Raw genomic sequence first — 26151 nt, 5'->3', positions numbered from 1 at the left:
CTCCAACAATGAACAGTTCGATCGAGACTACTTCTCAATCAATATTCTCAAAGGAAACCCCGACGAGGGGGTTTCATATATAAGCTCTACTGGCTTAGTTCACTAGCACACTGTTGAGTTCTCAAGCAACACACCCCGAACCAAACCCAACCCCCGTGAGGGCGAGCCTGACCGAAGCGGTCATTCCTAGCAGTTTTTGGTGGGACACCCACTCAATCACCCTAGAGGCGAGAGCTTGGTTCGTGTCCCGGCGGCCGCCCGGTTTCCCTGGCGACGAAGAGAAGATTACACGGCTCAAAACGGCCCTAAACAGGGGGGTCCCTTAATGCGATCTTCGCAGGTCAACCGGCCGAATAGGCCCGCTGCGGCCGATCCGGCGGGCGCCGCGGCCCCGATCCGGCGGACCGGAGCGCGGCGAATCCGGTGGCTTATCGGGTCGCGGATGCCGTAATGCGGAAGAACGGGCGGCTCGCGTTATCGGTGAATGCCGAGACCCGCTTGCCGAGCGAGGCGCCGGCGAGAGCCGATTGCCGCTGGACATCGGCGTGCCCGCGCCGGACGACACCGAGGGCGGGCGGTTCGGAGGCATCATGAGCGCCGAACCAGCGAGTGACCCGGGTCACCCAGAAGAACGTCGAGACGATGTCCGGTGCGGGGCAGGCGGCTTCGTTCTTTCCCCGACTGACGGCCATGCGAGACAGAAGACAGAGGGAGCATCCGATGAAGTACCTGATCCTGGCGTACGGCAACCAGCAGGACTACGACCACCTCAGCGGCAAGGAGGGCGGGGCGACCCCGGCGGAAATGGCGGCGGTCGACGAGTTCCTCGCCGGGTTCACCGGGGCTCTGGCCGATTCGGGAGAGTTGGTCGAGGCCCAGGGGCTCGCCGCTCCCGTACTGGCGCGCCGCCTCCAGTTAAGGGACGGGGCTCCGGTCGTCACCGACGGGCCGTTCGGCGAGACCGAGGAGGTCATCGCCGGGTACTGGATGGTCGACTGCGCCAGTATCGACCGGGCGACCGACATCGCGGCGGGACTGCTCAAAGCCCCGGGACGGCTGGCCGACGCCGGGGTCGTGGTCCGGCCGGTGATGGGAAGCGACAGCGAACTCTGAACCCAGGAACCAAGCGACCGAGGCGGCAGAGATGACCGACCCCTCCCTCCCGGCCACGCTCGACGACACCCTGCGCACCCTCGCGCCGCAGGTGCTGGGCGCGCTGGTCCGCCGCTACGGGCGGTTCGACCCGGCCGAGGACGCGGTCCAGGAAGCCCTGCTCACAGCCGCCCAGCGGTGGCCGGAGACGGGGATTCCCGAGCGGCCCTTCGGCTGGCTGCTGCAGGTCGCGAGCCGGAAGCTGATCGATCTGCTCCGCGCTGACCAGGCAAGACGCGAGCGGGAGAGCCGCGCCGCGCGCGAGGATGTCGGCGAGCAGGCCGGGGACGACACCTTGATCCTGCTCCTGCTCTGCTGCCATCCGTCGCTCTCGGTGGCGTCGCAGGTCGCGCTCACCTTGCGGGCCGTCGGCGGGCTCACGACGGCGGAGATCGCGCGGGCGTTCCTCACGTCCGAGGACTCGATGACCCGCCGGATCTCCCGGGCCAAGCGGACCGTCCAGGACAGCGGCGTGCCGTTCCGGATGCCGCCGGAAGAAACGCGCGGCGAGCGGCTCGAAGCCGTCCTGCATGTCTTGTACCTGATTTTCACCGAGGGGTACTCGGCGACGTCGGGACCGGATCTGCGCCGCGGCGACCTCGTAAGAGAGGCGATCCGGCTTGCCGAGATGACGGCTGCCTTGCTGCCGGACGACAGCGAGGCCAAGGGGTTGCTTGCGTTGATGTTGCTGACGGACGCGCGGTCGCCGGCGCGGGTGACCGCGCAGGGCGAGCTGGTTCCGCTGCATGAGCAGGACCGGACGCGATGGAAGACCGAGTCGATCCGGCGCGGGGTGGAGCTGGTGACAGCGGCGTTGCCGCGCGGGCCGGTCGGGCCGTATCAGCTGCAGGCGGCGATCGCGGCGGTCCATGACGAGGCAGCCACCGCCGAGGAGACCGACTGGCGGCAGATCGTCGGGCTTTACCGGCTGCTGCTCAAGGTTTCGGCGAGTCCGGTCGCGAAGGTGAGCCACGCCGTCGCGGTCGGGATGGCGGACGGACCCGCCGCCGGGCTTGGACTGCTCGACGCGCTGGACCACCGGGACCGGCGGTTCTATGCGGCGCGCGCACATCTTCTGGAAAAGGCGGGCGACCGCGAAGCGGCCCGGAGCGCGTACCTGCGCGCGGCCGAACTCGCCACCAACATCCGCCAGGTGCGGTATCTCAACGCCTGCGCCCGGCGGCTTTCCGAAGGAGCTGAGCATGATTGACGAGATCCGGCCGTACCGGCTGGAGATCCCCGAGGCAGACCTGGTCGACCTGCGAGAACGGCTCGACCGGACAAGGTGGGCGCCGGAGCCGGTCGGCGGTGATCAGGGGTACGGCGTCAGCGTCGGCCGGGTGCGCGAGCTGGCCGAGCACTGGCGACAACGCTACGACTGGCGGGCTTGGGAGCGGCAGTTCAACGAGTATCCGCAGTTCACGACCACGATCGACGGCAGCAACGTGCATTTCCTGCACGCTCGTTCGCCGGAGCCGGACGCGATCCCGTTGATCCTCAGTCACGGGTGGCCGGGCTCGGCGGCGGAGTATCTGGCCGCGGTCGGGCCGTTGAGCGATCCTCGCGCGCACGGGCTTGATCCGTCGATCGCGTTCGACGTCGTGCTGCCGTCGTTGCCGGGGTTCGGGTTTTCCGGACCGACGACCGACACCGGCTGGGGTCCGCGGCGGATCGCGCGGGCGTGGGCGGAGTTGATGCGCCGGCTCGGGTACGAGCGCTACGGGACCGCGGGCAACGACTGGGGTTCGGGGATCGCGCCGGAGGTCGGTCGCGTAGCGCCGGAACATGTGATCGGCGCGCACGTGACGCAGACCTGGGATCCGCCGCCGGACGACGATCCACAGTGGATTGCCGACCTGTCCGACAAGGACAAAGCCGCGTGGGACGCGTTCCACCACTACTTCGCGAACGAAGCGTCCTACGGCGTCGTCCAGGCGCAGCAGCCGCAGACGCTCGCGCACGCGTTGTCCGACTCCCCCGTCGGCCTGCTCGGCTGGAACGCGCAGGCGATGCACGACCACGGCCTCGACGCGGACGGGATCCTCACCCACGTCACGATCCACTGGCTGACCGGCACGGCGGGTTCGGCGATCCGGATCTACGCAGAGGAAGCCCGGGAGACGCCCGCCGAAGGCCGCAATCCGGTGCCGCTGGGGGTCGCGCAGTTTCCCGGCGACCTGCCGTCGATCCGCGTGTTCACCGAACATCGCCGGAACCTCGTGTCGTGGAACGAGTACGGCCGCGGCGGGCATTACGCGGCGCAGGAGGTGCCGGAGCTGTGGGCGGGCGACGTCCGGCAGTTCTTCGCGAAGCTGCGCTAGAAAAACATTGCTCCGACTACATTGCACCTTATTGCACGGAGAAATCGCCCCGATTAGCGTCGGGACCATGCAGACAGTCCTTCTCCCCTCCGGCACCCGGATCGCCTACGACGACCTCGGACCGCGGTCGGAGGTCCCGGTGCTTCTCGTGCACGGGCACCCGTTCGACCGGTCCATGTGGGGTCCGCAGGCCGAGCACCTCGCCCGCAACGGCCGCCGAGTCGTGGTGCCTGACCTGCGGGGATACGGGGAAAGCACCGGTCCAGCGGTTCGCGGGCTCGAAGACTTCGCCGAGGACCTCGTCGGGCTGGCCGATCACCTCGGCATCGAACGCTTCGCGCTGGGCGGACTGTCGATGGGCGGGCAGATCGTGATGCAGACCGTCCGGGACTGCCCGGAGCGCATTGCCGCGCTGCTGCTCGCCGACACGTTCGCCGAGCCCGAGACCGACGAAGGAAAGGTGACCCGCAACCAGACCGCGGACCGGGTGCTCGCGGAAGGCATGACCGCGTACGCCGACGAACTGTTGCCGAAGATGGTGTCGCCGGGCACCTTCCGCGAGAACCCCGAGGTGACCGGGCACGTCCGGAAGATGATGCGCCACGCACCAGCGACAGGCGCGGCGGGCGCGTTGCGGGCTCGGGCGAAGCGCCCCGACTACCGCGATTCGCTCAAGCAGGTCAGCGTGCCGACGCTGGTCGCGGTGGGCAGCGAGGACGAGTTCACTCCGGTCGCCGACGCGCAGCTGCTGCACCGGCTCGTGGCCGGCTCGGAGCTGGTGGTGCTCGACGGCGCGGGGCACCTGCCTAACCTGGAGCGCGCGGCCGAGTTCAACGACGTGTTCGGCCGCTTCCTGGACGAGGACCACGCGGAAGAACGGTGACGCACTCCATGAAGACCGTATTGGTGACCGGCGCCAGCGCCGGCTTCGGTGCAGCGATCACGCGCCGGTTCGCAGCGGAAGGCGCGCGGGTCGTCGCCGCGGCCCGCAGCGGCGACCGGCTCAAGACGCTGGCGGACGAACTGGGCGACGCGGTGTTCCCGCTGGTCCTGGACGTACGCGACCCGGCCGCCGTCGCGGATGTCGTCGCGCAGCTGCCCGAGGAGTGGGCGAAGATCGACATCCTGGTCAACAACGCCGGCCTCGCGAAGGGTCTGGAACCCGCGCACGAGGCGAAGCTGGAAGACTGGGACCAGATGATCGAGACCAACGTGACCGGTCTCGTCCACCTCACCCGCGCAGTACTGCCCGGCATGGTCGAACGCGGCGCCGGACACGTGATCAACATCGGCTCGGTCGCAGGCAGCTACGCCTACCCCGGCGCGAACGTCTACGGCGCGACGAAGGCGTTCGTGCACCAGTTCAGCCTCAACCTGCGCTCCGACCTGCGCGGCACCGGCGTCCGCGTGACGAATGTGGAGCCGGGCCTGGTAGGCGGCACAGAATTCTCCACCGTCCGCTTCGGCGGCGACCAGGCGAAGGCGAACAACGTCTACGCAGGCACCACCCCGCTGACCGCGGACGACGTCGCCGAGTCAGTTTTCTGGGCAAGCTCCCAGCCAGCACACGTGAACATCAACGTCATCGAACTGATGCCGGTCGTGCAAACCTTCTCCGCCCTGAACATCGACCGCGAAAACTGAGCCAACGCACGTGAGGGCCACCCTCATTGACTCTGATTCCCCCAGGGTTCCCCTCACGGCCCTAAAACCGCACCCGGTGCACCCAACGAGCGAGGCACCCACACCACCCCCGCACCCCGATACGAAGCTCCCCTGCGGTTCGGGGGTGCTTGTCAAGGCATCTTTCCCGCCTTGACAAGCACCCCCGAACCGTCAGCACAATCAAGCTTCGGGGTGCCCCACGCAACCCCCACGGCAATGTCGCCGCCAGGCGACGAGCCGAACCTCAAGCAGGCGCAAACCTCTCCAACCCGAACAACTCAAACAACGCCTGCTGCCTAGAAGTCCGATCAGACAAAATCCGCCGAGTCCGCGGCCTCCCCCCGGTAGACCGATGCCGCAACACGGTCTCCCCGATCCCCCGCAACTGATCCAGCAACTCAGCCACCGAAAGATTCATCCCAGCCCGATCCGCCTCCCGCCGCATCAGGTGCGTGACCGTCGCAGCGAGCACAGACACCAACGCATGCACCGCGATCCGATGCGAAGTCCACTCCCACCGAGGCGAAGGCCCAGCCACCGCAGACCCAGTCAACCAGCGAAACGTCGAGTCGAGATAATTCCGAGCCCGATAAGCAGTCACAACCTCAGCAACCGGCCAATCCCGATCAGTCACCAAAATCTGCTTCCCGAAAAACTCCTCCGCCAACCGAGCGACCGCAGCCTCGTCAACCCGCCGTTCCAACCGCAGTTCCCCAGCACGGTTGCCAGTAAGAGCAGTATTCAGCACCCGCTCCACCCGCCGACCACGGATAATCCGCGACATCTCCGCATGCACCTGCGTCCGGTCCCCCCGATGCGTCCCGGCCGCCAGCGCCGCAGCCAGCCCGTCAAGCTCCCGCACGGTAGTACTCAATTCACCGGTGAACGCCCGATACTGCGCCGCGTGGAGCGTCGCGGAATGAAGAAGGATCACCCGTCGCCGGGCACCGTCCACAGTCGCCACGGTGTCAAAAGCAGTCAGCCCGGCAAACCGCTCCGGATCCACCCGCCGTCGCACGGACGCGGGCCGCGCAAGCAACTCCGGATGATCCGCCAACGGAAGCGACCCGACAAACCCGGTCCGCGCGCCGAGATCGAGCTGCGCCGCCTGCCCGGAGTGGAAAACCAACGTATGCCGCTCCCCTAATTCGGCAGCCAGCGCACCGAAAGTCGGCGCGTTCTCCCTCCGATAAACCCGGGACGCCAACGGAATCGCCCCATCCCGCGTGACGACCAACCCGAGCCCGGCCAGCACGTCCTGACAAGCCGACGGCAACGTGCAATCCGCAGCGGTGAACGCGGCGAACTGAGCCACATCAACCGCCAGCGCCTCTGTCCCGTCATCCCCCAACAGATCCAGAACCGCTTCCGCCACCACACTTTCCACCGCAGCGATCCGCTCCGGGGTAAGCCGCTGCAACGCCCGCCAATGCCCAGCCGTCGTAATCGAACCCTTAGGCGGCCGGGGCCGAACCAGATCCTGCGCGAGACAGCCGGTCCACCACTCCTCGAACTCCGTCTCCGGCGCGGTCGCCCGGTGCAGCACGGCAAGCGCGACATGGAGACCGAGTGTCGGCCGAGCACGCTGCGGCCCAGCCACGGAATCAACGCGCCGGACGAGGTCGAGCCGCTGCAGCGTCCCCCACACGGCGGAAACGTCCCCGAACGACCGATGGCGCGCGCCAGCCGCCTCGGGATCGCCGCCCGCCACCGCCGCCGCGATGTCCTCGGCTGTCCCGAGGTACCGCTGGCCGACCACGCGCGGCTTGCCGTCGACGCGCGCGGACTCGGCGAGGTAGTAGTACGTCCGCCCGCCGATGCGCTTCCCGATCACTGACGCCACCCTTTAGGTAATACCGCCGCCAGCCGTCACCGACAAGCCCGCAACCTGCGCTAATGATCACCTCGGGCCGGTCGCGCGGCGGGTGGCGGGCTAAGAGCTGGCTGGTCGCGGCGGCCGGGTCCTAGCGTGGCGGGAATGGAGCCCGAAGCTGGCGTGACCACGCCCACCCCGTCGGCCATGCGCCGTGCGCTCGCCCGGGCGCGAGACGGGAAGACGCTCGACGTCGCCGAGGCGGCCGTGCTGCTGCACGCCCGCGGCGACGACCTCAAGACTTTGTCCGACCACGCCTCCCGCATCCGCGACGCGGGCCTCGAAGAAGCCGGTCGCGCCGGGATCATCACCTACAGCCGCAAGGTGTTCATCCCGCTGACCCGGCTGTGCCGGGACCGGTGCGGCTACTGCACCTTCGTCACCGTCCCCGGCAGGCTCGAATCGCCGTTCCTGTCGCCGGACGAGGTCCTCGACATCGCCCGCAAGGGCGCCGAGATGGGCTGCAAGGAAGCCCTGTTCACCCTCGGCGACCGGCCGGAGGACCGCTGGAAAGCCGCGCGCGAATGGCTGGACGCGCACGGCTACGACGACACGCTGTCCTACGTCCGCGCGATGGCGATCCGGGTGCTCGAAGAGACCGGCCTGCTGCCACACCTCAACCCGGGTGTCATGTCCTGGCAGGACTTCCAGCGGCTCAAGCCGGTCGCGCCGTCGATGGGCATGATGCTGGAGACCACCGCGCGCCGGCTGTGGAGCGAGAAGGGCGGGCCGCACTACGGTTCGCCGGACAAGGATCCCGAGGTCCGGTTGCGCGTGCTGGAGGACGCCGGGCGCAGCTCGGTGCCGTTCACCACCGGCGTGCTGATCGGGATCGGCGAGACGCACGAGGAGCGTGCCGACGCGCTGTTCGCGATCCGCAAGACCGCCCGCGAGTACGGCGGCATCCAGGAAGTCATCGTGCAGAACTTCCGGGCCAAGCCGGACACGAAGATGCGCGCGACCCCGGACGCCGACCTCGAAGAACTGGCCGCGAACATCGCCGTGGCCCGGCTGGTGCTGGGCCCGCGGATGCGCATCCAGGCACCGCCGAACCTCATCGGCGACCAGTACGACCTGATGATCCGCGCGGGCATCGACGACTGGGGCGGCGTTTCGCCGCTCACGCCGGACCACGTGAACCCGGAACGCGCGTGGCCGCAGATCGACCTGCTGGCACGGCAGACCGAGAAGGCCGGTTTCGAGCTGCGCGAGCGGCTGACCATCTACCCGGAGTACGTGAAGCGCGGCCAGCCGTGGCTGGACCCGCGCGTCACGCGGCACGTCGCGGCGCTGGTCGATGGGGAGACCGGGCTGGCCCGCGACGGCGCGATGCCGGTCGGGATCCCGTGGCAGGAGCCGGACGGCGGCTGGCAGGAGTCCGGCCGCACCGATCTGCACACCGAGATCGACACCACCGGCCGCACCGAGGACCGGCGAGGCGACTTCGATTCGGTCTACGGCGACTGGAAAGAGATCGGCCGGAAGATCAAGACCGGACCGCAGCGATTCGACACCGACATCCGGGATGCGTTGCGCAGCGCGGAAAAGGACCCTGCCGGGCTGTCCGACGACGCCGCGCTCGCCTTGCTGCACGCGGACGGACCGGAGCTGGACGCGCTCACGAAACTGGCCGACGACCTGCGGCGCGAGGTGGTCGGGGACGACATCACGTTCGTCGTCACGCGGAACATCAACTTCACCAACGTCTGCTACACCGGTTGCCGGTTCTGTGCCTTCGCGCAGCGGAAGACCGACGCGGACGCGTACACGCTGTCGCTGGAGCAGGTCGGCGACCGGGTGGACGAGGCGTGGGCTGCGGGCGCGACCGAGATCTGCATGCAGGGCGGCATCCACCCGGATCTGCCGGGCACCGCGTACTTCGACCTCGCGGCCGAGGTGAAGCGGCGGCAGCCGGACATCCACCTGCACTCGTTCAGTCCGATGGAGGTCGTGAACGGCGCGTCGCGGACGAATCTGTCCATTCGCGACTTCCTGATCCGGGCGAAGGAGGCCGGGGTGGACTCGCTGCCGGGCACCGCGGCGGAAATTCTCGACGACGACGTCCGGTGGGTGCTCACCAAGGGCAAGCTGCCGACGGACGCGTGGATCGAGGTGGTCACCACCGCGCACGACATCGGGCTGCCGACCACGGCGACGATGATGTACGGCCACGTGGACAACCCGAGCCACTGGGTCGGGCACCTGAAACTGCTGGCCAAACTGCAGCGCGAGGGCGTGGAACGCAACGGGTGGCGCGGGTTCAGCGAGTTCGTGCTGCTGCCGTTCATCCACCAGAGCTCGCCGATCTACCTGGCCGGGCTCGCCCGCGCGGGCACGACGCTGCGCGAGAACCGGGCGGTGCACGCGCTGTCGCGGCTGCTGCTGCACGGCACGTTCGACAACATCCAGAGTTCCTGGGTGAAGCTCGGCGAGGAAGGCAGCCGGGCGGTGCTGCAGGGCGGCGTCAACGACATCGGCGGCACGCTGATGGAGGAGACGATCAGCCGGATGGCGGGCGCGGCGAACGGGTCGTACAAGACGATCAGCGACATGCGCGCGATGGTCGAGCCGCTCGGGCGTCCGCTGCGGCAGCGGACCACGTCCTACGGAACGCCGACGGACGAGCGGATCGCCGCGGCTGCCGAGTCGGACGGGGTCGCGACGGCGGTGCGGAAGCCGTTGCTGCCGCTGCTCACGCCGTGATCAACCGGTGCGGTGCAGCCGCCACAGGGCGATAGCCAGCTGCAACCGCAACCGGCCGGCGGGATCGCGCACTGGCCAGCCGAGCAGGTGCTCGGCGTGGGCCAGGCGCTCCTGCAGGGTCGAATGGTGCACTACCAGCGTGTTCGCGGCGCCGCGCAGACTCGGAGCGCCCGCGACGGCGACCAGCGTGGGCAACACCCACGGGGCCGCCGCGCGGGCGTTCTCCAGGCTGGCGACGTCCGCGACCGGTTTGGTGCGAGGTCCGACCGCGTCGGCGAGCACGGCCAGTCCGCCGAGTTCGGCGTAGTCCACAACGGACGGTCCTGGGTCGTCTTCGGCAGCGGTGAACCGGAAAGCCGTCCGGGCTTGTTCGCCGGACACCGGCAGGTCGGCCAGGTCCACGACAGTGCCAAGGCCGACCCGGGCCCGCTCCGGCGGAGTCCACTGTGGAGGGACGACCAGCGGGACCGCGTCGGTCACGACAGCTCGCGCGGTGGCGCCGAGCCCAAGCCGATGTGCAGCGCGGAGCCGGGTTCGTTCGTCCGCCGACCCGTCGAGCACCACTTCCACGGACGCCGGATCGACGACCCGGCCGCGGGTGCGGTCCAGCACCGCCCGAGCCGCGGCCGACGCGCGCTCCAGCACCATCGCGTCCACCGGGCTCGCCGGACCGGGCCGTTCCAGCCACAGCGCGACCGGCCCGTCCGGACGCACCGGAGCGGCGGGCCACTCCGGATCGGGCGGTCCGTCCGACGGCACGACGCGCCCATCCGGTTCGACGCGGACGCGCACCCGGCGTTCGTCGTCGGCCAGCCGCGCGGGGCAGCCGGACAGCACCGCCGCCCCGCGCACGATCGGCTCCAGCCCGGCGCGGCCCTCGACCAGCCGGTCGAAATAGGCGATGACCTTGACCGTCTCGGCCGCGCCGGGATCGAGCGCGCTCAGATGCGTGACCAGCTCCCTCATCAGTCCATCATCGCTCGTCCGGTTCAGCCGAGCAGCCTCCGCAGCCACGGCGTCCGCTCGGCGCGGGCCTGCTGCGACAGCGCCGCCTGCGGAGCCGAGCCGTCGAAGCCGTGGAAAGCGCCGGGCCAGACGTGCAGCTCCGCCTGCACCCCGGACAGCCACAGCCGGTTCGCGTAGGCGATGACCTCGTCGCGGAAGGTCTCGGTGCTCCCGACGTCGAGGAACGCGGGCGGGAGGCCAGACAGGTCTTCGGCGCGCGCGGGCGCGGCGTAGGGCGATACGTCCGGGCCGCCGCGAGCGTCGCCGAGCAGCGCGGTCCAGCCGACGTGGTTCGCGGCGCGGTCCCAGCTGCCCATCTCGGCCATCTGGATCGCCGACGGCGAGTCGTTGCGGTCGTCGAGCATCGGGTACACGAGCAGCTGGCCGATCAGGTCCGGTCCGCCGCGGTCGCGGGCGAGCAGCGCCGTTCCCGCCGCGAGGCCGCCGCCCGCGCTCGCGCCGCCGATCACGACGCGGGAGGAGTCGAAGCCGTACTCGGCGGCGTGCTTGACCGTCCATTCCAGGCCCGCGTAGCAGTCCTCGACCGGCGCCGGATGCGGGTGTTCGGGCGCGACCCGGTAGTCGACGCAGACGAAGCCGAGGCCCAGTTCGGTCGCGTACTCCTTGAGGAAGTACAGGTCGCCGCCCTTGTGTCCGCCGATGATCATGCCGCCGCCGTGCAGCCAGTACAGCACCGGGACGTCGACCGCCCCGGCCGGCCGCGCGACGATCAGCGGGATCGGGCCGCGCGGACCCTCGGCGTCCACTTCGGACACTTCGAGGGCGCCGTCGGTGGTGATCTCCTCCAGCGAGATCTGCCGCTTCGCCGCGGCCGCGCGCACCGCCGGGATCGACTCGAGCGTCTTGATCGGCGGCCGCTCGGCCGCCAGCACTTCGAGCGCCGCGGCGAGCTCGGGGTCGAACGGGAGCGGCGGATAGGCGGTCATCGCGGGAGCCTCCAAGGAATCGGGGTGCGGGACCCATCCTCGCCGCCCGGAAGCCGGACCGGGCCAGCCGGGCGGCGGGAATCTCCCGCCAGCTGGCGGGTCAGCGGTCCAGGCTGATCGCGTTCTTCGCCCGCTCGACCGATTCCTCCGACGCGGGTCCGGCGGTGTTTTCCGTGGCCAGCGCCTGGTTCAGCTCGACGAACGGGCGCATCCGGGTCTCGTAGTCGGCGGCGGAGTCCGCCAGGACGTACGCGCCGACCAAGGCGAGGCTCGTGCCCTGCCCGGACAGCACGGACGCGCAGTACCCGGCATCGCCGACCAGCGCGACCCGGCCGGTCGTCCAGCGGTCGAGGTGGATCTGGAGCATGGCGTCGAAGAAGAAGGTCTCGGAATCTTCCATGGCTTTGACCAGCTCGGGCACCGGACCGCCGACCTCGCTCAGCCGGTCCGCGATGAGCTTCTTCTGCTCCGCGACGTCCCGGATCGCGCGGTACTCCGGTTCGGCGAAGCCGAGCGTCACCCGGATCTCCTCGTTGCCCGGCACCGGGTAGACCGCGCCGCCGACGCCCTCGCCCTGGAACCAGATCTGCCAGTCCTCGAGGCCGACCGTGTTGGCCGCCGGGAAAACAGCCAGGTACTGGCCGAGGTAGCGGCGGAACTGGTCCTCCGGCCCGAACGCGAGCCGCCGGACCGCCGAATGCGCGCCGTCCGCACCCACGATCAGGTCGAACGTGCGCGGCTGCGCCTTGGCGAACTCGACCCGGCCGGACTCGGCGTCGAGCGCGGTGATCTCGTCGCCGAAGCGGAACTCGACATCGGCGGCGTCGTGCAGCAGCTCGACCAGGTCGTCGCGGAGGATCTCGATGTCCGCGCTGTCCAGCCGGCCGCTGCTGAAGGTGCGTTCCTCGGAACGGAACACCTCGTTGCCGGACGCGTCCAGCATCGACATCCCGCGCATCCGCGTGCGCTTGGCGCGGACCTGCTCGCCGATGCCCATCCGGTCGATGACCTCCAGCGCGACCCCGCGGATGTCGATCGCCTGACCTCCGCTGCGCAACCCCTCGGCGCGCTCCACGACCGTCACGTCGTAGCCGCTGCGGCGCAGCCAGTAGGCCGACGCGCAACCAGCGACTCCCGCGCCGCAAACCAGTGCTTCAGGCATGTCCTCACCCCTCGGTACGGTGCATCATTACCCTGATGAACCTGCCGTGACCTGGCTTCCGCCGCCAAAACTGACCTAGTACAGATGACACCCTGACCTAGTACAGACAGGACCCCGATGCCGACCGAACCGCCGTACCTCCGCATCGCCGCCGCGCTGCGAGACGAGATCTCGCAGCTGCCGCCGGGCGCGAAGGTGCCCTCGACGCGTCAGCTGGCGTCGACGCACGGCGTCGCGAACGCCACCGCGGCCAAGGCGCTCGACGTGTTGCGCCGCGAGGGAGTGCTCCGTGCTGAACCGCGGTCGGGTTATGTCGTCGCTGGCCAGCAGGCTGAGACCGAGGCGAAGCGGCCAGTGCTGACCCGGGATCGGTTGGTGCGCGCGGCAATCGCGATCGCCGACGCGGAAGGCGTCGCGGCGCTGTCGATGCGCGGACTCGCCGCGCGGCTGGGTGTTCCGGCGATGGCGCCGTACCGGTATCTGTCCGGAAAGGACGAACTGGTCTTCCTGATGGCGGACACGGTCTACGGTGAAACCGGTTACCCGGCACGGGAACCGGAGGGGTGGCGGGCGCAGTTGGAGCTGTCGGCGCGCACGCTGTGGTCCGTGCACCGGCGGCATCCGTGGCTGGCGCATCTCGTCCCGCTCACCCGGCCCTGGCCGCTGCCGAACCTCGCAGCGCACAACGAACGCGCGCTGGCCGCGTTGTCGGTCTTCGGCCTGAACGCGGCTGACCTGTGCGATCTGAACGTGTTGTTCTACAACCACATCCAGGGCACGGCGATCCATCTGGAACGCGAGCGGCACGCGATGGGGGCGACCGGGATCACCGAGGACCAGTGGATGGAGACGCAGGCGCGGGGATACGCGGCGCTGACCGGGTCCGGGCGGTATCCGGTGCTGGCGCGGATGGTGGCGGACCTTGCCGAGGGGTACGACCTCGATCTGGACCACCTGTTCGAGATCGGACTGCAGGCGCTGCTGGACGGGCTGGCTGTCCGATATCCGGTTGGTGGGGCGGGTTCCGGACGGCAGAATCAGTGAGCGTGATCCGCCTAGTCCCGACCGTCCGCGAGCGCCGGAAGTATCAGCGCGAGCGCAGGTATCTCGACTTCGAGATCGACGGCGTCAGCGTGCGCAGCTTGGTCAACGCCGAGCTGGATCTGATCTCGGTGCTGGCAACCGATCATCCGCACGACCCGCAGCGCTTGGCGCGCGTGCTCGGCGAAGCGCCGGGTGACGCACCGGATGGCCGGACGCTGCTGTACGTCTGCCCCGAATGCGAAGACATCGAGTGCTGCGCCATCGCCGCCAAAGTGTCGCGGCGAGGCGACATCGTCACCTGGCGAGACTTCGGCATACCGGAGGAAGACGAGGCGGACAACGAGTACGCCGAGCGCGCGGTCACCTTCTCCGCGCGCGAGTTCCTCCGCGAACTGGCGGGCCGCTGAGCGGTCAAGCGTGGGCATGAACGCCGATGCGGCCGAGCGGTACGTCCCAGGCCCAGGCACCGAGCGTGCCCCGCGAGACCCCCGACTTGCCGTAGACCCACGACCGAGGCGGTTCCAGGAGCCCCTTCTGCCGCTCATCGAGGCCCAGTTGGACCGCGGTGCGCGGCTGACCCGCCGCTACACGCCGAGCTTCAGGATGTCGATCCCCCGCTTGTTGTCCGCCACGTACACGTACCCGTCGTGCCAGTACGGCGCCCACGAAGCCGCGTCCGCCGGGCGGAAGTACGCGATCTGCGTCGGGTTCGACGGGTCGCTCACGTCGAGGAATCGCGTGCCCTGCGCGTAAAACGACTGCACCAGCACGTGCCCGCGCAGGTCGAAGTAGTGCGCCGAGCAGTCGTCGGACACCGGGTCGCTGCCTTCCTGCCCGGCGACGCTCCAGGTGCCGATGCTGCGCATCCGGAACGGCTTCTCCGGCGTCGACCGCCAGCCTTCGCCCTGGTACGAGCCGTCCAGCGAGGAAATGGTCAGGACGCCGTCGCCCGCGCAGCCGGGGAGGAAGCTTTCCTCGGTGGCGTACACGAGGTCGTGCCCGCGCCAGGCGCCGTCGTCGCGGGAGCCGACCGGGTGGAAGCTGTTGTGCAGGAACTTCGACGGCGCCGCGGTTTCCGACACTCCGCCGCCCGCGTACGGCACCGGCTTGAGCGCGCTCGCCAGGCGGTAGCGGTTCTGCACCGGGTCGCGATGGAGGCCGGACGTCCAGTAGCCGCGCACGCCGCCCGCGCCGGACACCCACGCGACGCCCATCTTGTCGACCTGCACGTCGTGCACGTAGTCGGTTTTGCCGTCGTTGCGGGCGAGTTCGATCGGGTCCGGGTGCACCTTCGGGGCGCGCGGGTTGCGCACGTCGGTGACCCAGATCGGCCTGCCGCCCCAGTCCGCGGGCTGGTCGTCGGCCTTCGCCGGGCCGCCGGTCCAGAGATAGCGGCAGTCGTCGACGCAGCTGGTGGTGTGGCCCGCCGGGACCTTGACGTAGCTGAGGATCTCCGGTTTCTCCGGACGCGCCACGTCGACCACGTAGATGCCGGACTCGCCGGTGTGCGTGTTGCCCTTGAACGCGCGCGGGTCCCGGGACAGGAACACGAGCTTGCGTTTCGCGTCGACCTCGGTGTCCTCGGTTTCCCACAGCCCGGGCAGGCTCAGCTCGCCGATCGCGCGCGGCTTCGCCGGATTCTCCGTGAGGTCGTACACCTTCAGGCCGAACTGGCCGGACACGACCATCACGTCGCGTTTGCCGTAGCTGAGGAAGTTCGCCGAAATGGCCCCTTGCGCGTCGGGCACGCTGCCGACCGGCCGCACGCCCTTGACCGCGCCCGGATCGCCGAGGCTGTGCTTCGCTTCGGTGACCGGCTTGTCGTCCTCGCAAGCCGCGGCGGGCAATCCGGTGGCGACGAGCGTCGCCGCCGCGGTCGCGATCGCCAGTCCGGAGCGAATCCACCAACGGCGCACGCGAAACCTCCAAGAGACCCCAGTGTGACTGAAGTACTTTAAGACGGTCCCTAACCGGACACAACCGCCTTTCGTTGCTTTCCACCTGGTAATAAGACAGCATGCGATCGCGTCTGCTGGTCCCGCTCACGCTCGCCGCCGTCGTCGCGGCCGGTCTCTCCGGCTGTTCGTCGTCGGCCGAACCCGCCCGGCCCGGCGTCCTGTCGGTCGGCCTCGGCGAACCCGGCACGCTGCTGCCCGCCGACGTCACCGATCCGTCCGGGCGGCTCGTCACCGGCGCGTTGTGGACTCCGCTCGCCGATTACGATCCGGCCAGCGGAAAAGTCACCCCGCGCGCGGCCGAGTCGATCACCAGCACCGACCGGGTGACCTGGACCGTCCGGTTGCGGCCCGGGAAATTCCACGACGGCACGCCGGTCACCGCGCAGTCCTATGTGGACACCTGGAAGGCGATCGCGGATCACCACTGGGCCAGCACACCGGTGCTCACGAAGTCCTTTCGGGCCAAGGAAATAACCGCAGTCGACGCGAAGCAGTTGCGGATCGTGCTCGACCGGCCGTCGAATCAGGTGCCCGCCTGGTTGTCCGCGCCCGGGCTCGTGCCGCTGCCCGAGTCGGTGCTGAAATCGCGCGACTGGAACGGATTCGCCCGCCATCCGATCGGCAACGGTCCCCTGCGGCTGGAGGGCGACTGGCAGTCCGGTTCCGGCGGCAAGCTCGTCCGGGTCGCCGCGGATCCGGTCCGGGCCAAGGAAATCGAGCTGCGCGTCGGCAATCCGGCGGAGCAGTACGACGAGGTCAAGGAGGGCAAACTCGACGTCGCCACGTCCGTCCCGGGCGACCGGCACGAAGCGATGCACGCCGATTTCGCCGACCGGCACGCGATGTGGGCGCTCCCCCGCGCCGGATACCTGGTGTTTTCCGCCGAAGCAACGCGATTCGCCGATCCCGCGGTGCGGCATGCCTTCGCGCTCGGCACCGACCGCGCCGCACTGGAATCCGGTCCGCTCGCGCACCAGGCGGACCCGGCCAAGGGACTGCTGCCGCCGGCAGTCGCGCCCGGCGAGCGGTCCGGGAACTGCCGTCCGTGCACTTTCGACGGTCCGGCCGCCAAATCCCTGCTGGACCAAGCCGGATTCACCGGCGACGCGGCCGTGTACTACGACAGCTTCGACGGCACCTGGCCGCAGGCGTTGGCCGCGGGCCTGTCGAAGAGTCTGGGAATTTCGGTTACCGCACAGCGAAAAGCCACCGGAGGCAAGCCGACCGGTCCGTCCGCGCTGGAGGTCAAGGCGGTCTCGCCGAGCCCGGCCGACCTCCTCCACACGCTCGCGGACGCCGCCGGTTACACCGATGCCGGATTCGCCGCCGATCTCAATTCCGCCGAAACCACCGCGTCACCGGAAGAAGCCGCGCAGCTGTTCCGGGTCGCCGAAAACCAAGCGCTGCGCGATCTTCCGGCGATTCCACTGTGGACCGCGCACGGCCACGCCGTCTGGTCCGCCCGGGTCCACGACGCGGTGACGACGCCGTTCGCCGGAATCGACCTGACGCGGCTGCGCGACTAAACCCGCGCGTGTTGCGCCAGCACTTCGCCGAACGCCGCCGTCAACGGATCCGGTTCGCTGCGGCCGTAAGCGACCAGCTCTCGCCGAATCGGTTTGCCTGGGCGCAAAACCCGGCCGCTGAACTCGGCGGGGAGCACGTTCGCCGGAACCAGCGCGGGCCCCAATCCGGCCGCCGCGAGCAACGGTGCGGCGGCGGTCTGTTCCGTGCGCACCGCGGGTCGCGGCCGGAACCCGGCTTCTGCGCAAGCGGCGTCGAGAAGTTCGGCTAAGCCGTGGCCAGGCGCGTAGTGCACCCACGCGCAGTCGGCAAGCTCCGCCAGGTCGACCGTACCGTCCGAAGTGGACTCCGTGGCGCCGTCGGCCGGGAGCACGACGACGAACTCTTCGGTGCCCAGCGTCCGCACCGGGCCCGTCCACCCGGCCGGACGCGGGCCGATCGCGAGATCCGCTTCTCCGGCCAGCATCGCGTCGCGCAGTTCGTCGGCGTGGCGGTACTCGAAAAGCCGCACGTCGACGTCCGGCCGTTCGCGCCGCCACACGCGCAGCGCAGGCGGCAGCACCCCGAGGCTCACCGAGTAGACCGTGGCGACCAGCAGTTCTCCGGCTACCTGGCCGGAAGCCTGTCGCGCGGCGCACCGGGCACGTTCGGCATCGGCGAGCGCGGCGCGGGCATGCGGCAGCATCGCGCGCCCCATCGGCGTGAGCCGGACCGAACGCGGCAACCGTTCCAGCAACGGCCCGCCGACGCTGTGCTCCAGCGCCCGCATCTGGTGCGACAGCGCGGGCTGCGTCACGTGCAACTGCTCGGCGGCCCGGGTGAATGAACCGGTGTCGACCACCGTGACCAGGTACTCGAGCTGCCGAAGGCTTGTCATAAGCATAGTTTATCGAAGCGGTGAGAAGTAAGCCTTGGACTCATCGCGCGAGCGAGGTCAGGATCGAAGACATGAGCAGCACACGCGTGGCCCTCGTGGCCGGGGCCAACGGGATCATCGGCCGGAAACTCATCTCCCACCTGCGGACTCTCGACGGCTGGGAGGTGCTCGGACTCTCCCGGCGCGGCGGACCGGGCAGCCTCGCCGTGGACCTGCTCGACCCGGCGGGCACCCGGGCGGCGCTGGCCGGTGTCGGCGCGACGCACCTGTTCTACGCCGCCTACCAGGACCGGCCGACGTGGGCGGAACTCGTACCGCCGAACGTCGCGATGCTGGAGAACCTGGTGAACGGCCTCGACGAAGGCCCGCTGGAACACGTCAGCCTGATGCAGGGCTACAAGGTCTACGGCGCGCACCTCGGCCCGTTCAAGACTCCCGCCCGCGAGGCCGACGCCGGACAGCACATGCCGCCGGAATTCAACGTGGACCAGCAGAAGTTCCTCGAACGCCGAGCCGCGGCAGGAGGCTGGTCGTGGTCGGCGATCCGGCCGTCCGTGGTCGGCGGGACGACGCTCGGCAACCCAATGAACCTCGCGCTCGTGATCGCGGTCTACGCGTCGATCTCGAAGGAACTCGGCCTGCCGCTGCGCTTTCCCGGCAAGCCCGGCGCGTACGACAGCCTGCTGGAGATGACGGACGCACAGTTGCTCGCCGAGGGCACAGTGTGGGCGGCGACGTCCAGTCAGAACGAAGCGTTCAACATCGCCAACGGTGACCTCTTCCGCTGGCGAGAGCTGTGGCCGAAGCTGGCCGCGTACTTCGACCTCGAAGTCGCTTCGCCGTTGCAGCTGCCGCTGACGACCGTGATGGCCGATAAGGAACCACTGTGGACCGAGATGGCGGCGAAGCACGGCCTCACTGCTTCGTACGCCGACGTCTCTTCGTGGGCCTTCGGCGACTTCGTGTTCTCGTGGGACTACGACATGTTCGCGGACACGTCGAAGTCACGCCGCGCCGGTTTCCACTCCTATGTGGACACTGAGCAGATGTTCTACCGGCTGTTCGACGAGTTGCGCCGCGACCACGTCATCCCCGGCCGATGAACGGCATCGTGGTGGCGGTGATGGTGAGGAACTGGACGTTGGCGTCCAGCGGCAATCCCGCCATGTAGAGCACCGCGTCGGCGACGTGGCCCGCGTCGAAGGTCGGCTCGGCCAGGAGCCGCCCGTCGGCCTGCGGGATGCCCGCGGCCATCCGCTCGGTCATCTCGGTGGCCGCGTTGCCGATGTCGATCTGTCCGCACGCGACGTTCCAGGCGCGGCCGTCGAGCGAAATCGAGCGGGTGAGACCGGTGACGGCGTGTTTGGTGGCGGTGTAGGCGACGCTCGCCGGACGGGGCGCGTGCGCGGAGATCGAGCCGTTGTTGATGATCCGGCCGCCCTGGGGGTCTTGGTCGCGCATCAGCCGCACGGCCTGCTGCGCGCACAGGAACATGCCGGTGAGGTTCGTGTCGACGGTGCGCCGCCAGTCCTCGACGGACAGATCCGCGACGGTGCCGCCGAGCGACACCCCGGCGTTGTTCACCAGCAGATCCAACCGGCCCCATTCGCTGCGCACGGCCGAGAAAAGCGCCTCCACCGAAGCCGGATCGGCGACATCCGCGGGCACGACCAGCGCGTTCTCGGCGGAACCGGCCGTCTCGCGCAGGGCGTCCTCGCGACGTCCGGCGAGCGCGACCCGGTAACCCGCGTCGAGCAGCGCTCCGGCGATCCGGCGGCCCAGCCCGGAACCGGCCCCGGTGACCACAGCGGTCTTCTCCGACATGTCGCCTCCTCAAAAGTCCGTTCGCCCGCACGTTGCCATATCGCGGCACACTGGGTTCATGGGACCACGTGACACGCTGCTCGCCGGGTTCGCCAAACAGCTGGGCCATCCGCGGGGCCGGGCCGGACAGGCTGTCGTCCGGCTGCTCAACAACGTCAACCGCGGGCCGGTCACCGGAGCGGTCGAAGCGCTGGAGATCCGCCGCGGCGAAACCGCGCTGGACCTGGGTTTCGGCGGCGGTCTCGGCCTGGACCTCCTGCTGCGCGCGACCGAAGGCGGCACCGTGCACGGCGCGGAGATCTCCGAAACAGCGCTGGCCCGGGCGCGGCGGACGTTCCCGAAGAACCTCGCCGCCGGACGGCTGGTGCTGCACCAGGCCGGAATGGCCGAGCTTCCGCTTGGCGACGGGACGATCGACGCGGCGCTGACCGTCAACACCGTCTACTTCATCCCCGACCTGGTGCCCGCGTTCGCCGAGGTCGCGCGGGTGCTCGCGAACGGCGGCCGGTTCGTCGTCGGCATCGGAGATCCCGCGATGATGCGCGAAATGCCCTTCACCAGCCACGGTTTCCGGCTGCGGCCGCCGGAAGAGATCGAGAAGGCGCTCGCGGACGCGGGGCTGGAACTGCGCCGCCACGACCGGCTCGGCGACGGGCCGAGGGCGTTCCACCTGCTGGTCGCCGGACGCTGAAAAGGGCGGGCTCCCCGGTCGAGGAGCCCGCCCTTTCCGCAACCGCTACTTCTTCGGCACGCCCAGCGCGGCCAGCGCCGGACCCGCCATGATCACGCCGTTGCCGGTCACCGCGTCGAATCCCGGTGCGCCGAGGTCGATCGCGCTCGACACCAGCGCGGTGCGGACGTCCGCCGGGGTCGCGGCCGGCTTGCCGGACAGCAGCAGCGCCGCGATCGCCGCCGCGTGCGGGGCGGCCGCCGAGGTCCCGTAGAACGGCTGGAAGCCGGCGACCGAGGTGGCCACGCCGTCGGCCGCGGTGATGTCCGGCTTCGCGCGGGTCGCGCCGCCGGTCGAGGACACGTTGCCCGGGGTCAGCTCGGTGCCGTCGGCGTTGTAGAAGACGTGCCGCTGGCCGTCGGAGGTGAAGCGCTCCCACTTGCTGGCCGAGGTGAACAGGCCCGGGTACGGGCCGGCCGGGTTCGCCGGGTCGCCGGTCTCCAGCGGACGGCCGAACGCGGTCGCCGCCGGGGCCGCGGCCACCGAGAACGCCGCTGCCGCCGCCGAGTGGCCCGAGGTCACGCCCGCGGTGCTGAAGCCCTTGAGCGAACCGGAGTCGACGAACCGGCCGCGGATCACGTTCAGCGCGAAGAACCGGTCCGCGCCGCTGTACTTGACCACCGCGACGCGGTAGCCGGAGCCGGACGTCGGCACGGTCAGGCTCTCGTACGGGTTCTGCGAACCGTCCTGCGAGTTGGCGCTGGAGGCGACGACGCCGCCGGAAGCGTTGAGCAGGAACAGGTCGTAGTCATTGGCCGAGTGACCCCACGGGTCCGACCAGAACAGCGTCACCGGCCTGCCGAGCGAACCCGGCGAGAGCGGGTCGGTCGTCTGCACGCCGCTGCCCGGGTCGAAGTCGTGCGGGGTGCCGGTGACGCCCGGCAGCGCGGTGCTGGACGAACGGAAGTCGCCCTCGTAGTAACCGCTGGTGCCGTCGGTGAGGTTGCCGGAGTTGCCCGCGGAGGAGAAGTAGAGCGCGCCGGCCGCGGTCACGTCGTTGACCGCCTGCGCGACCTGCGTGTCCTGGAACGGCGACTCGTCGAAGTACGCGACGTCGTCGACGATCACCGTGCACTTGCCGGTGCTGCGCAGCGCGCGGATGTTGTCCGCGAAGCTCGACTCGCTGGTGAACGCGGTCGCGAAACCGAGCGTCGCGCCCGGGGCGAGGTCGTGGACGATCTCCAGCATCGCGGTGCCCTCGTCGCCGCTGCCGGCTTGGCCGGGCAGCACGTCGACGGCGGGAAGTTCGCCCGCGTCCTGCGACTTCTTCAGCGAGTTGACGCCGTCGGAAAGCACGCAGACCTTCACGCCGGTGCCGTTCACGCCGTATTGCGTGCGCGCGGTGTCGGCGCCGTGGGTCTTGTCCCCTTCGGACACCTGCACGGCGGCGACGGCCTTCTTGGCCAGCTGCCGGCGCTGCGCGTCGGGCTCGTTCCAGGTCATCGCCTGCGTCGCGGGCTGGACCTGGCGGACGTCGCCGCGCGCCGCGATCCGGTCCACCGCGTTGAGCGGCAACTGGGCGCGAACCGAGCCATTGGACGAGGTGGACTGGACGGTGCCGCCCGCGGCACGCACGGCCTTCGCGATCACGGCTCCGGCAGTACCGGCGATGTCGACCGAAACCGTGCCGGCCTGGGTGACCGGCAGACCGGTGCGGTAATCCGGCAGCAGCGCGGCGAGACCGCGGTCCGCGCGCAGGCGCTTCTCCACGACGAGCTGGCTGGACTGCTTCCGCTCGGCCGGGGTGAGGGTCTTCTTGATCCCCTGCAACGCGCTGATCCCCGTCCCAGCGCGCGCGTTCGCCGCGTCCGCCGCCGACGGCTGCGCGACGGCGACCCCGCTCCCGGCGAGCACCACCCCGACCGCGAGGGGCACCGAATACGCGGCTACCCGGCTCGTTCTTCTCATGACAACTCCTGTCCTCGCCCCCGGCCACCCACTGTGGTCACGTGAATCTAAATAGCGACCGCGGCCAATACCACCGACCAAAGTGGTATCTGCCCGGATGGCCCACCTGGTGAGACGTCAACGGGCGCTTCCCGGCCCGAAGCGGAGCTGGCACTCTGCTCTCGTGGCGAACCTGGGGAGGGATTTCGCGCGGCTGTGGGCTGCGTACGCGATCAGCACGGCAGGCAGCACGGTCGGCGCGGGTGCCCTCGGACTCGTCGCGGTGCTCGTGCTCGACGCTCCCGCGTGGCAGGTTTCCCTGATCACCGCCATCTCGGCCGCCGCCAGCGCGGTCCTCGCTTTCCCGCTCGGGCCTCGCGTCGAATTCGCCCGGAAGCGTCCCGCGATGATCACCGGAGACCTGATCCGCTGTGCCGCGCTGGCGAGCGTGCCGCTGGCGGCTGCGCTGCACGTGCTGACCATGCCGCAGCTCTATGCGGTCGACATCGTCGTCGCCACCGCGGCCGTCATCTTTTCCGCAGCCAGCGGCGCACACCTCAAAGCCCTTGTCGCGCCGGACGAACGGGCTGTCGCCTTGAGCCGCTTCGAAAGCACCGACTGGGTCTGCTGGTCGGCCGGCCCACCCTTGGGCGGCGTCTTGATCAGTGGATTGGGCGCGACCGCGACGATGCTCATCGACGCGTTCTCGTTTCTGCTGTCCGCACTCGGAATCCGTCGTCTGCGTACGCCGGAACCACCGCCTGCGGTTGCTTCCGGGCCCGCTCGCCGCGGATTCACCGACGGATGGCGTTTCCTGCTGCGCAGCCCTGAACTGCGGCCGCTGTTCTTCAACTCCGTGTTGTTCAGCGGCGCGGTTCTTTGGGTCACGCCGCTGCAAACCGTGCTGATGTTGCGGGATCTCGGCTTCGCGCCTTGGGAATACGGGCTGGTGCTCGGCGTTCCCTGCCTTGGCGGGCTACTCGGCGCGCGGCTCGCGCCGACGCTCAGCTCCCGGTACGGCGCGCGGAAAGTGTTGCTCTGGACCAGTTTCGCGCGTACTCCGTGGCTGCTCGCCGCTCCGTTCGCCTTTCCCGGACCGGCCGGAGTCGTTCTGCTGATCGCCGCGGACTTCGGGCTGTTGCTGGTGGCGGGCATCTTCAACCCGACCTATTCGGCGTACCGGCTGTCGCTGATCGACGACACCGTCCTGACGCGGACACTCACCGCCTGGTCCACCGGAACCCGCACCGCCAAACCCATTTTCATCACCCTCGGCGGGATCGCCGCCGGAGTGGTCGGCGTGCGCTTCTCGCTGGGGATCGGCGCCGTGCTCTGTCTGCTCAGCGCCGCCGCGTTGCCCGCCCGCCGGAGCCGATGATCAGTTTTTGTCGGTGGTGCAGGTTACCGTGGCTGCCATGTTCAAGATCGACCGCGCGGCCGCTGCCGACGCCGCCGCGCTCACCGACCTCATGCACGCCTCGTCGGCCTACCAAGGCCAGTACGCCTCGATCCTGGAGGGATACGCCGTCACGCCGGATTACCTGCGCCAGCACCAGGTTCTGGTCGCCCGGGGCCCGTCCGGGCCAGTGGGTTTCGCCGCGCTCGCCGACGCGGAACTGGACCTGCTGTTCGTCGCCGACGAAGCGCAGGGAACCGGGCTCGGTGCCCGGCTCGTGCAGCGAGTCCTCGAGCTGGCAGCGGAAAACGGGCTGACCGAGGTGCGCGTGGTGTCGCATCCGCCCGCGGTGAAGTTCTACGAACGCATGGGCGCCCGGCAGATCGGGACCGTCCCGCCGAAACCGCCGAAGATCTCGTGGTCCCGGCCGGAACTGGTGTTCTCCCTGTCCGGAAACGACAGCGCCCCGGACCGCGAAACCACCGCGGGCCAGGGCGACCGTCGAGGAATCAGAAGTTGATCATATGACCAGCCAGTCCGTGCACCGCTTCCTTCACCGCCTCGCCCAGTGTCGGGTGCGCGTGCACGTTGCGCGAAACCTCGTGCACCGTAAGGTCCCACTGCTGCGCCAGCGTCAGCTCCGGCAGCAGCTCCGTGACGTCCGGGCCGATGAGGTGCGCGCCGAGCAGTTCGCCGTACTTCGCGTCGCTCAGCACCTTCACGAAGCCCGCCGCGTCGCCGAGGCCGTGCGCCTTGCCGTTGGCCGTGAACGGGAACTTCGACACCTGCACGTCGAAGCCCTTCTCGCGCGCCTGCTCCTCGGTCCAGCCGAAGCTCGCGATCTGCGGCTGGCAGTAGGTCGCGCGCGGGATCATCACGAAGTCCAGTTCCATGGTCTCCGCGCCGGCGATCGTCTCCGCCGCCACGATGCCCATCGACTCCGACGCGTGCGCCAGCATCAGCTTCGCCGTCACGTCGCCGATCGCGAACAGGTGCGGCACGTTCGTCCGGCCGCGGCCGTCGATCGCGATCGCGCCGCGCTCGGTCAGCTCGACGCCGGTGTTCTCCAGGCCGTAGCCCTCCACGTTCGGCCGGAACCCGATGGCCTGCAACACCTTGTCGGCCTCGAGCACCTGCTGCTCGCCGTCCTTCGACACGGTCACTGCCACCTTGGCTCCCGAGTCGTCGATCGACTCGACCTTGGTGCCCAGCAGCACCTTGATCCCCAGCTTGCGGTAGCGCTTGGCCAGCTCGGCCGACACCTCGGCGTCCTCGAGCGGCACCATCCGGTCGAGGAACTCGACGATCGTCACGTCCACGCCGTAGTTGCGCAGCACGTAGGCGAACTCGACGCCGATCGCGCCTGCCCCGGCGATCACGATGCTGCCCGGCAGCTCGCTTTCGAGGATCTGCTTTTCGTAGGTGACCACGCGCTCGCTGCGCTGCGTGCCCGGCAGCAGCCGGGCCGTCGCGCCGGTGGCGATGATGCCGTAGGTGAAGGTGATGCGCTCGCCGTTGACCTCGAGGGTGTTGGCGTCCACGAAGGTGCCGCGCCCGTTGTACTCGGTGATCTTGTTCTTCTTCATCAGGAAGTGCACGCCCTTGACGCGCCCGTCCGCGACCTTGCGGCTGCGCTCGTACGCCGCGGCGTAGTCGAACCGGATCTCCCCGTCGGAGGAGATGCCGTAGGTCTTGGCCTCCTCCTTCACCGTGTGCGCGAGCTCGGCGTTGCGCAGCAGCGCCTTCGAAGGGATGCAGCCGACGTTGAGGCACACCCCGCCCCAGTACTTCTCTTCCACGACCGCCACGCTCAGGCCCAGCTGCGAAGCCCGGATCGCCGCGACGTACCCACCGACTCCGGCCCCGAGGACCACCACGTCATAGTCTGCGCTCATACCGTTGAAACTACCTCCCGCGCCCGCTCGGGGCGGCGTGACGGCGCCCGCTTTCCGCCCGGCCGCCGCTCGTCCTGGGCGGCCCGCCCGCTGCTGCGGCGTGTCCTCCGCCGTCTGATCCGCGGCGAAACCTTTTCCAGTGCAACCGGATCGTCCACAGTGGCACCCGCGGGTACCGCGGAGTCCGC

At 69.6% G+C, this 26151-nt stretch carries 23 protein-coding genes; 13 read left to right on the top strand and 10 right to left on the bottom strand.

Annotation, left to right across the window (positions count from 1 at the left end):
- Positions 1 to 428: 428 nt before the first annotated feature.
- The gene (locus EIZ44_RS20790) at positions 429 to 692 is read right to left on the bottom strand and encodes a hypothetical protein (protein WP_134730579.1); all 264 of its coding nucleotides are present in this window, start codon (positions 690 to 692) and stop codon (positions 429 to 431) included.
- Between the two features lie 28 nt (positions 693 to 720).
- On the opposite strand from EIZ44_RS20790, the gene EIZ44_RS20785 reads away from it, so the two are divergent.
- From EIZ44_RS20785 to EIZ44_RS20765, 5 genes are all read left to right on the top strand, one after another.
- On the top strand, positions 721 to 1113 hold the full coding sequence (locus tag EIZ44_RS20785; RefSeq protein ID WP_134730577.1) for a YciI family protein: 393 nt from the start codon (positions 721 to 723) through the stop codon (positions 1111 to 1113).
- A gap of 31 nt (positions 1114 to 1144) precedes the next feature.
- Positions 1145 to 2362 (top strand): RNA polymerase sigma factor, encoded by a 1218-nt coding sequence (locus EIZ44_RS20780; RefSeq protein WP_134730575.1) that lies wholly within the window; start codon positions 1145 to 1147, stop codon positions 2360 to 2362.
- Complete coding sequence (locus EIZ44_RS20775) at positions 2355 to 3473, top strand: epoxide hydrolase family protein (RefSeq protein ID WP_134730573.1); 1119 nt, start codon at positions 2355 to 2357, stop codon at positions 3471 to 3473. Before EIZ44_RS20780 ends, EIZ44_RS20775 begins: the two co-directional genes overlap by 8 nt.
- A 67-nt stretch (positions 3474 to 3540) precedes the next feature.
- Entirely contained in the window at positions 3541 to 4356 is an 816-nt protein-coding gene (locus EIZ44_RS20770) for an alpha/beta fold hydrolase (RefSeq protein WP_134730571.1), read from the top strand.
- Between the two features lie 8 nt (positions 4357 to 4364).
- The gene (locus tag EIZ44_RS20765; RefSeq protein WP_134730569.1) at positions 4365 to 5117 is read left to right on the top strand and encodes an SDR family oxidoreductase; all 753 of its coding nucleotides are present in this window, start codon (positions 4365 to 4367) and stop codon (positions 5115 to 5117) included.
- A 265-nt stretch (positions 5118 to 5382) separates the two neighbouring features.
- On the opposite strand, the gene EIZ44_RS20760 is transcribed toward EIZ44_RS20765, so the two are convergent.
- Positions 5383 to 6981: an IS1634 family transposase gene (locus tag EIZ44_RS20760; protein WP_439098611.1), complete on the bottom strand. Its 1599-nt coding sequence runs from the start codon at positions 6979 to 6981 to the stop codon at positions 5383 to 5385.
- A gap of 135 nt (positions 6982 to 7116) precedes the next feature.
- On the opposite strand from EIZ44_RS20760, the gene EIZ44_RS20755 reads away from it, so the two are divergent.
- A complete protein-coding gene (locus EIZ44_RS20755; RefSeq protein WP_167754219.1) occupies positions 7117 to 9714 on the top strand; it encodes a bifunctional FO biosynthesis protein CofGH in 2598 nt (865 codons plus the stop codon).
- Here EIZ44_RS20755 and EIZ44_RS20750 read toward each other — a convergent pair whose 3' ends face one another.
- The 3 genes from EIZ44_RS20750 to EIZ44_RS20740 all read right to left on the bottom strand — a co-directional run bounded on the left by EIZ44_RS20750 (position 9715) and on the right by EIZ44_RS20740 (position 12828).
- On the bottom strand, positions 9715 to 10680 hold the full coding sequence (locus tag EIZ44_RS20750; protein ID WP_134730563.1) for a helix-turn-helix domain-containing protein: 966 nt from the start codon (positions 10678 to 10680) through the stop codon (positions 9715 to 9717). It abuts the gene before it with no gap.
- A gap of 23 nt (positions 10681 to 10703) precedes the next feature.
- Entirely contained in the window at positions 10704 to 11666 is a 963-nt protein-coding gene (locus tag EIZ44_RS20745) for an alpha/beta hydrolase fold domain-containing protein (RefSeq protein ID WP_134730561.1), read from the bottom strand.
- Between the two features lie 100 nt (positions 11667 to 11766).
- Positions 11767 to 12828, bottom strand: a complete 1062-nt coding sequence (locus EIZ44_RS20740) for an FAD-dependent oxidoreductase (protein ID WP_134730559.1) — start codon at positions 12826 to 12828, stop codon at positions 11767 to 11769.
- A 117-nt stretch (positions 12829 to 12945) separates the two neighbouring features.
- On the opposite strand from EIZ44_RS20740, the gene EIZ44_RS20735 reads away from it, so the two are divergent.
- Positions 12946 to 13872 carry a TetR/AcrR family transcriptional regulator C-terminal domain-containing protein gene (locus EIZ44_RS20735; RefSeq protein ID WP_134730557.1) on the top strand — a complete coding sequence of 309 codons (927 nt, stop codon included), beginning with the start codon at positions 12946 to 12948 and terminating at the stop codon, positions 13870 to 13872.
- Positions 13873 to 13874: 2 nt separating this feature from the next.
- Positions 13875 to 14279 carry a hypothetical protein gene (locus EIZ44_RS20730; RefSeq protein ID WP_134730555.1) on the top strand — a complete coding sequence of 135 codons (405 nt, stop codon included), beginning with the start codon at positions 13875 to 13877 and terminating at the stop codon, positions 14277 to 14279.
- Positions 14280 to 14456: 177 nt separating this feature from the next.
- Here EIZ44_RS20730 and EIZ44_RS20725 read toward each other — a convergent pair whose 3' ends face one another.
- Positions 14457 to 15788, bottom strand: a complete 1332-nt coding sequence (locus tag EIZ44_RS20725) for an LVIVD repeat-containing protein (RefSeq protein ID WP_134730553.1) — start codon at positions 15786 to 15788, stop codon at positions 14457 to 14459.
- Between the two features lie 101 nt (positions 15789 to 15889).
- Here EIZ44_RS20725 and EIZ44_RS20720 point away from each other — a divergent pair, with 101 nt between their 5' ends.
- Entirely contained in the window at positions 15890 to 17356 is a 1467-nt protein-coding gene (locus tag EIZ44_RS20720) for a peptide ABC transporter substrate-binding protein (RefSeq protein ID WP_134730551.1), read from the top strand.
- On the opposite strand, the gene EIZ44_RS20715 is transcribed toward EIZ44_RS20720, so the two are convergent.
- Complete coding sequence (locus tag EIZ44_RS20715) at positions 17353 to 18231, bottom strand: LysR family transcriptional regulator (protein WP_101433999.1); 879 nt, start codon at positions 18229 to 18231, stop codon at positions 17353 to 17355. The two genes, EIZ44_RS20720 and EIZ44_RS20715, sit on opposite strands and share 4 nt — an antisense overlap.
- A 71-nt stretch (positions 18232 to 18302) precedes the next feature.
- On the opposite strand from EIZ44_RS20715, the gene EIZ44_RS20710 reads away from it, so the two are divergent.
- Positions 18303 to 19334, top strand: coding sequence for an SDR family oxidoreductase (locus tag EIZ44_RS20710; protein ID WP_134730549.1), 1032 nt, complete (start codon positions 18303 to 18305; stop codon positions 19332 to 19334).
- On the opposite strand, the gene EIZ44_RS20705 is transcribed toward EIZ44_RS20710, so the two are convergent.
- Positions 19318 to 20055: an SDR family oxidoreductase gene (locus EIZ44_RS20705; RefSeq protein WP_037370137.1), complete on the bottom strand. Its 738-nt coding sequence runs from the start codon at positions 20053 to 20055 to the stop codon at positions 19318 to 19320. The two genes, EIZ44_RS20710 and EIZ44_RS20705, sit on opposite strands and share 17 nt — an antisense overlap.
- A 58-nt stretch (positions 20056 to 20113) precedes the next feature.
- On the opposite strand from EIZ44_RS20705, the gene EIZ44_RS20700 reads away from it, so the two are divergent.
- Complete coding sequence (locus EIZ44_RS20700; RefSeq protein ID WP_134730547.1) at positions 20114 to 20746, top strand: class I SAM-dependent methyltransferase; 633 nt, start codon at positions 20114 to 20116, stop codon at positions 20744 to 20746.
- Positions 20747 to 20791: 45 nt separating this feature from the next.
- Here EIZ44_RS20700 and EIZ44_RS20695 read toward each other — a convergent pair whose 3' ends face one another.
- Complete coding sequence (locus EIZ44_RS20695) at positions 20792 to 22693, bottom strand: S8 family peptidase (protein WP_134730545.1); 1902 nt, start codon at positions 22691 to 22693, stop codon at positions 20792 to 20794.
- A gap of 163 nt (positions 22694 to 22856) precedes the next feature.
- On the opposite strand from EIZ44_RS20695, the gene EIZ44_RS20690 reads away from it, so the two are divergent.
- Positions 22857 to 24050 carry an MFS transporter gene (locus EIZ44_RS20690; RefSeq protein WP_238604947.1) on the top strand — a complete coding sequence of 398 codons (1194 nt, stop codon included), beginning with the start codon at positions 22857 to 22859 and terminating at the stop codon, positions 24048 to 24050.
- Between the two features lie 37 nt (positions 24051 to 24087).
- Positions 24088 to 24588 (top strand): GNAT family N-acetyltransferase, encoded by a 501-nt coding sequence (locus EIZ44_RS20685; RefSeq protein ID WP_037820653.1) that lies wholly within the window; start codon positions 24088 to 24090, stop codon positions 24586 to 24588.
- Here the strand turns inward: EIZ44_RS20685 and lpdA are convergent.
- Complete coding sequence (gene lpdA / locus EIZ44_RS20680) at positions 24578 to 25963, bottom strand: dihydrolipoyl dehydrogenase (protein WP_037820608.1); 1386 nt, start codon at positions 25961 to 25963, stop codon at positions 24578 to 24580. The two genes, EIZ44_RS20685 and lpdA, sit on opposite strands and share 11 nt — an antisense overlap.
- Positions 25964 to 26151: the final 188 nt, after the last annotated feature.

The sequence above is a fragment of the Amycolatopsis nivea genome (assembly GCF_004522235.1).
Taxonomy (GTDB): domain Bacteria; phylum Actinomycetota; class Actinomycetes; order Mycobacteriales; family Pseudonocardiaceae; genus Amycolatopsis; species Amycolatopsis nivea.
The sequence above is the reverse complement of the archived record's forward strand: the minus strand, read 5'-3'. Positions and strand labels throughout refer to the sequence as shown.

What these genes read in the sequence shown, in the direction of transcription:
- EIZ44_RS20790 (WP_134730579.1), bottom strand. Translation starts at nt 692, where the DNA reads ATGGCCGTCAGTCGGGGAAAGAACGAAGCCGCCTGCCCCGCACCGGAC.
- EIZ44_RS20695 (WP_134730545.1), bottom strand. Translation starts at nt 22,693, where the DNA reads ATGAGAAGAACGAGCCGGGTAGCCGCGTATTCGGTGCCCCTCGCGGTC.
- EIZ44_RS20780 (WP_134730575.1), top strand. Translation starts at nt 1,145, where the DNA reads ATGACCGACCCCTCCCTCCCGGCCACGCTCGACGACACCCTGCGCACC.
- EIZ44_RS20745 (WP_134730561.1), bottom strand. Translation starts at nt 11,666, where the DNA reads ATGACCGCCTATCCGCCGCTCCCGTTCGACCCCGAGCTCGCCGCGGCG.
- EIZ44_RS20765 (WP_134730569.1), top strand. Translation starts at nt 4,365, where the DNA reads ATGAAGACCGTATTGGTGACCGGCGCCAGCGCCGGCTTCGGTGCAGCG.
- EIZ44_RS20715 (WP_101433999.1), bottom strand. Translation starts at nt 18,231, where the DNA reads ATGACAAGCCTTCGGCAGCTCGAGTACCTGGTCACGGTGGTCGACACC.
- EIZ44_RS20750 (WP_134730563.1), bottom strand. Translation starts at nt 10,680, where the DNA reads ATGAGGGAGCTGGTCACGCATCTGAGCGCGCTCGATCCCGGCGCGGCC.
- EIZ44_RS20770 (WP_134730571.1), top strand. Translation starts at nt 3,541, where the DNA reads ATGCAGACAGTCCTTCTCCCCTCCGGCACCCGGATCGCCTACGACGAC.
- EIZ44_RS20705 (WP_037370137.1), bottom strand. Translation starts at nt 20,055, where the DNA reads ATGTCGGAGAAGACCGCTGTGGTCACCGGGGCCGGTTCCGGGCTGGGC.
- lpdA (WP_037820608.1), bottom strand. Translation starts at nt 25,963, where the DNA reads ATGAGCGCAGACTATGACGTGGTGGTCCTCGGGGCCGGAGTCGGTGGG.
- EIZ44_RS20740 (WP_134730559.1), bottom strand. Translation starts at nt 12,828, where the DNA reads ATGCCTGAAGCACTGGTTTGCGGCGCGGGAGTCGCTGGTTGCGCGTCG.
- EIZ44_RS20685 (WP_037820653.1), top strand. Translation starts at nt 24,088, where the DNA reads ATGTTCAAGATCGACCGCGCGGCCGCTGCCGACGCCGCCGCGCTCACC.
- EIZ44_RS20720 (WP_134730551.1), top strand. Translation starts at nt 15,890, where the DNA reads ATGCGATCGCGTCTGCTGGTCCCGCTCACGCTCGCCGCCGTCGTCGCG.
- EIZ44_RS20775 (WP_134730573.1), top strand. Translation starts at nt 2,355, where the DNA reads ATGATTGACGAGATCCGGCCGTACCGGCTGGAGATCCCCGAGGCAGAC.
- EIZ44_RS20700 (WP_134730547.1), top strand. Translation starts at nt 20,114, where the DNA reads ATGGGACCACGTGACACGCTGCTCGCCGGGTTCGCCAAACAGCTGGGC.
- EIZ44_RS20785 (WP_134730577.1), top strand. Translation starts at nt 721, where the DNA reads ATGAAGTACCTGATCCTGGCGTACGGCAACCAGCAGGACTACGACCAC.
- EIZ44_RS20735 (WP_134730557.1), top strand. Translation starts at nt 12,946, where the DNA reads ATGCCGACCGAACCGCCGTACCTCCGCATCGCCGCCGCGCTGCGAGAC.
- EIZ44_RS20755 (WP_167754219.1), top strand. Translation starts at nt 7,117, where the DNA reads ATGGAGCCCGAAGCTGGCGTGACCACGCCCACCCCGTCGGCCATGCGC.
- EIZ44_RS20710 (WP_134730549.1), top strand. Translation starts at nt 18,303, where the DNA reads ATGAGCAGCACACGCGTGGCCCTCGTGGCCGGGGCCAACGGGATCATC.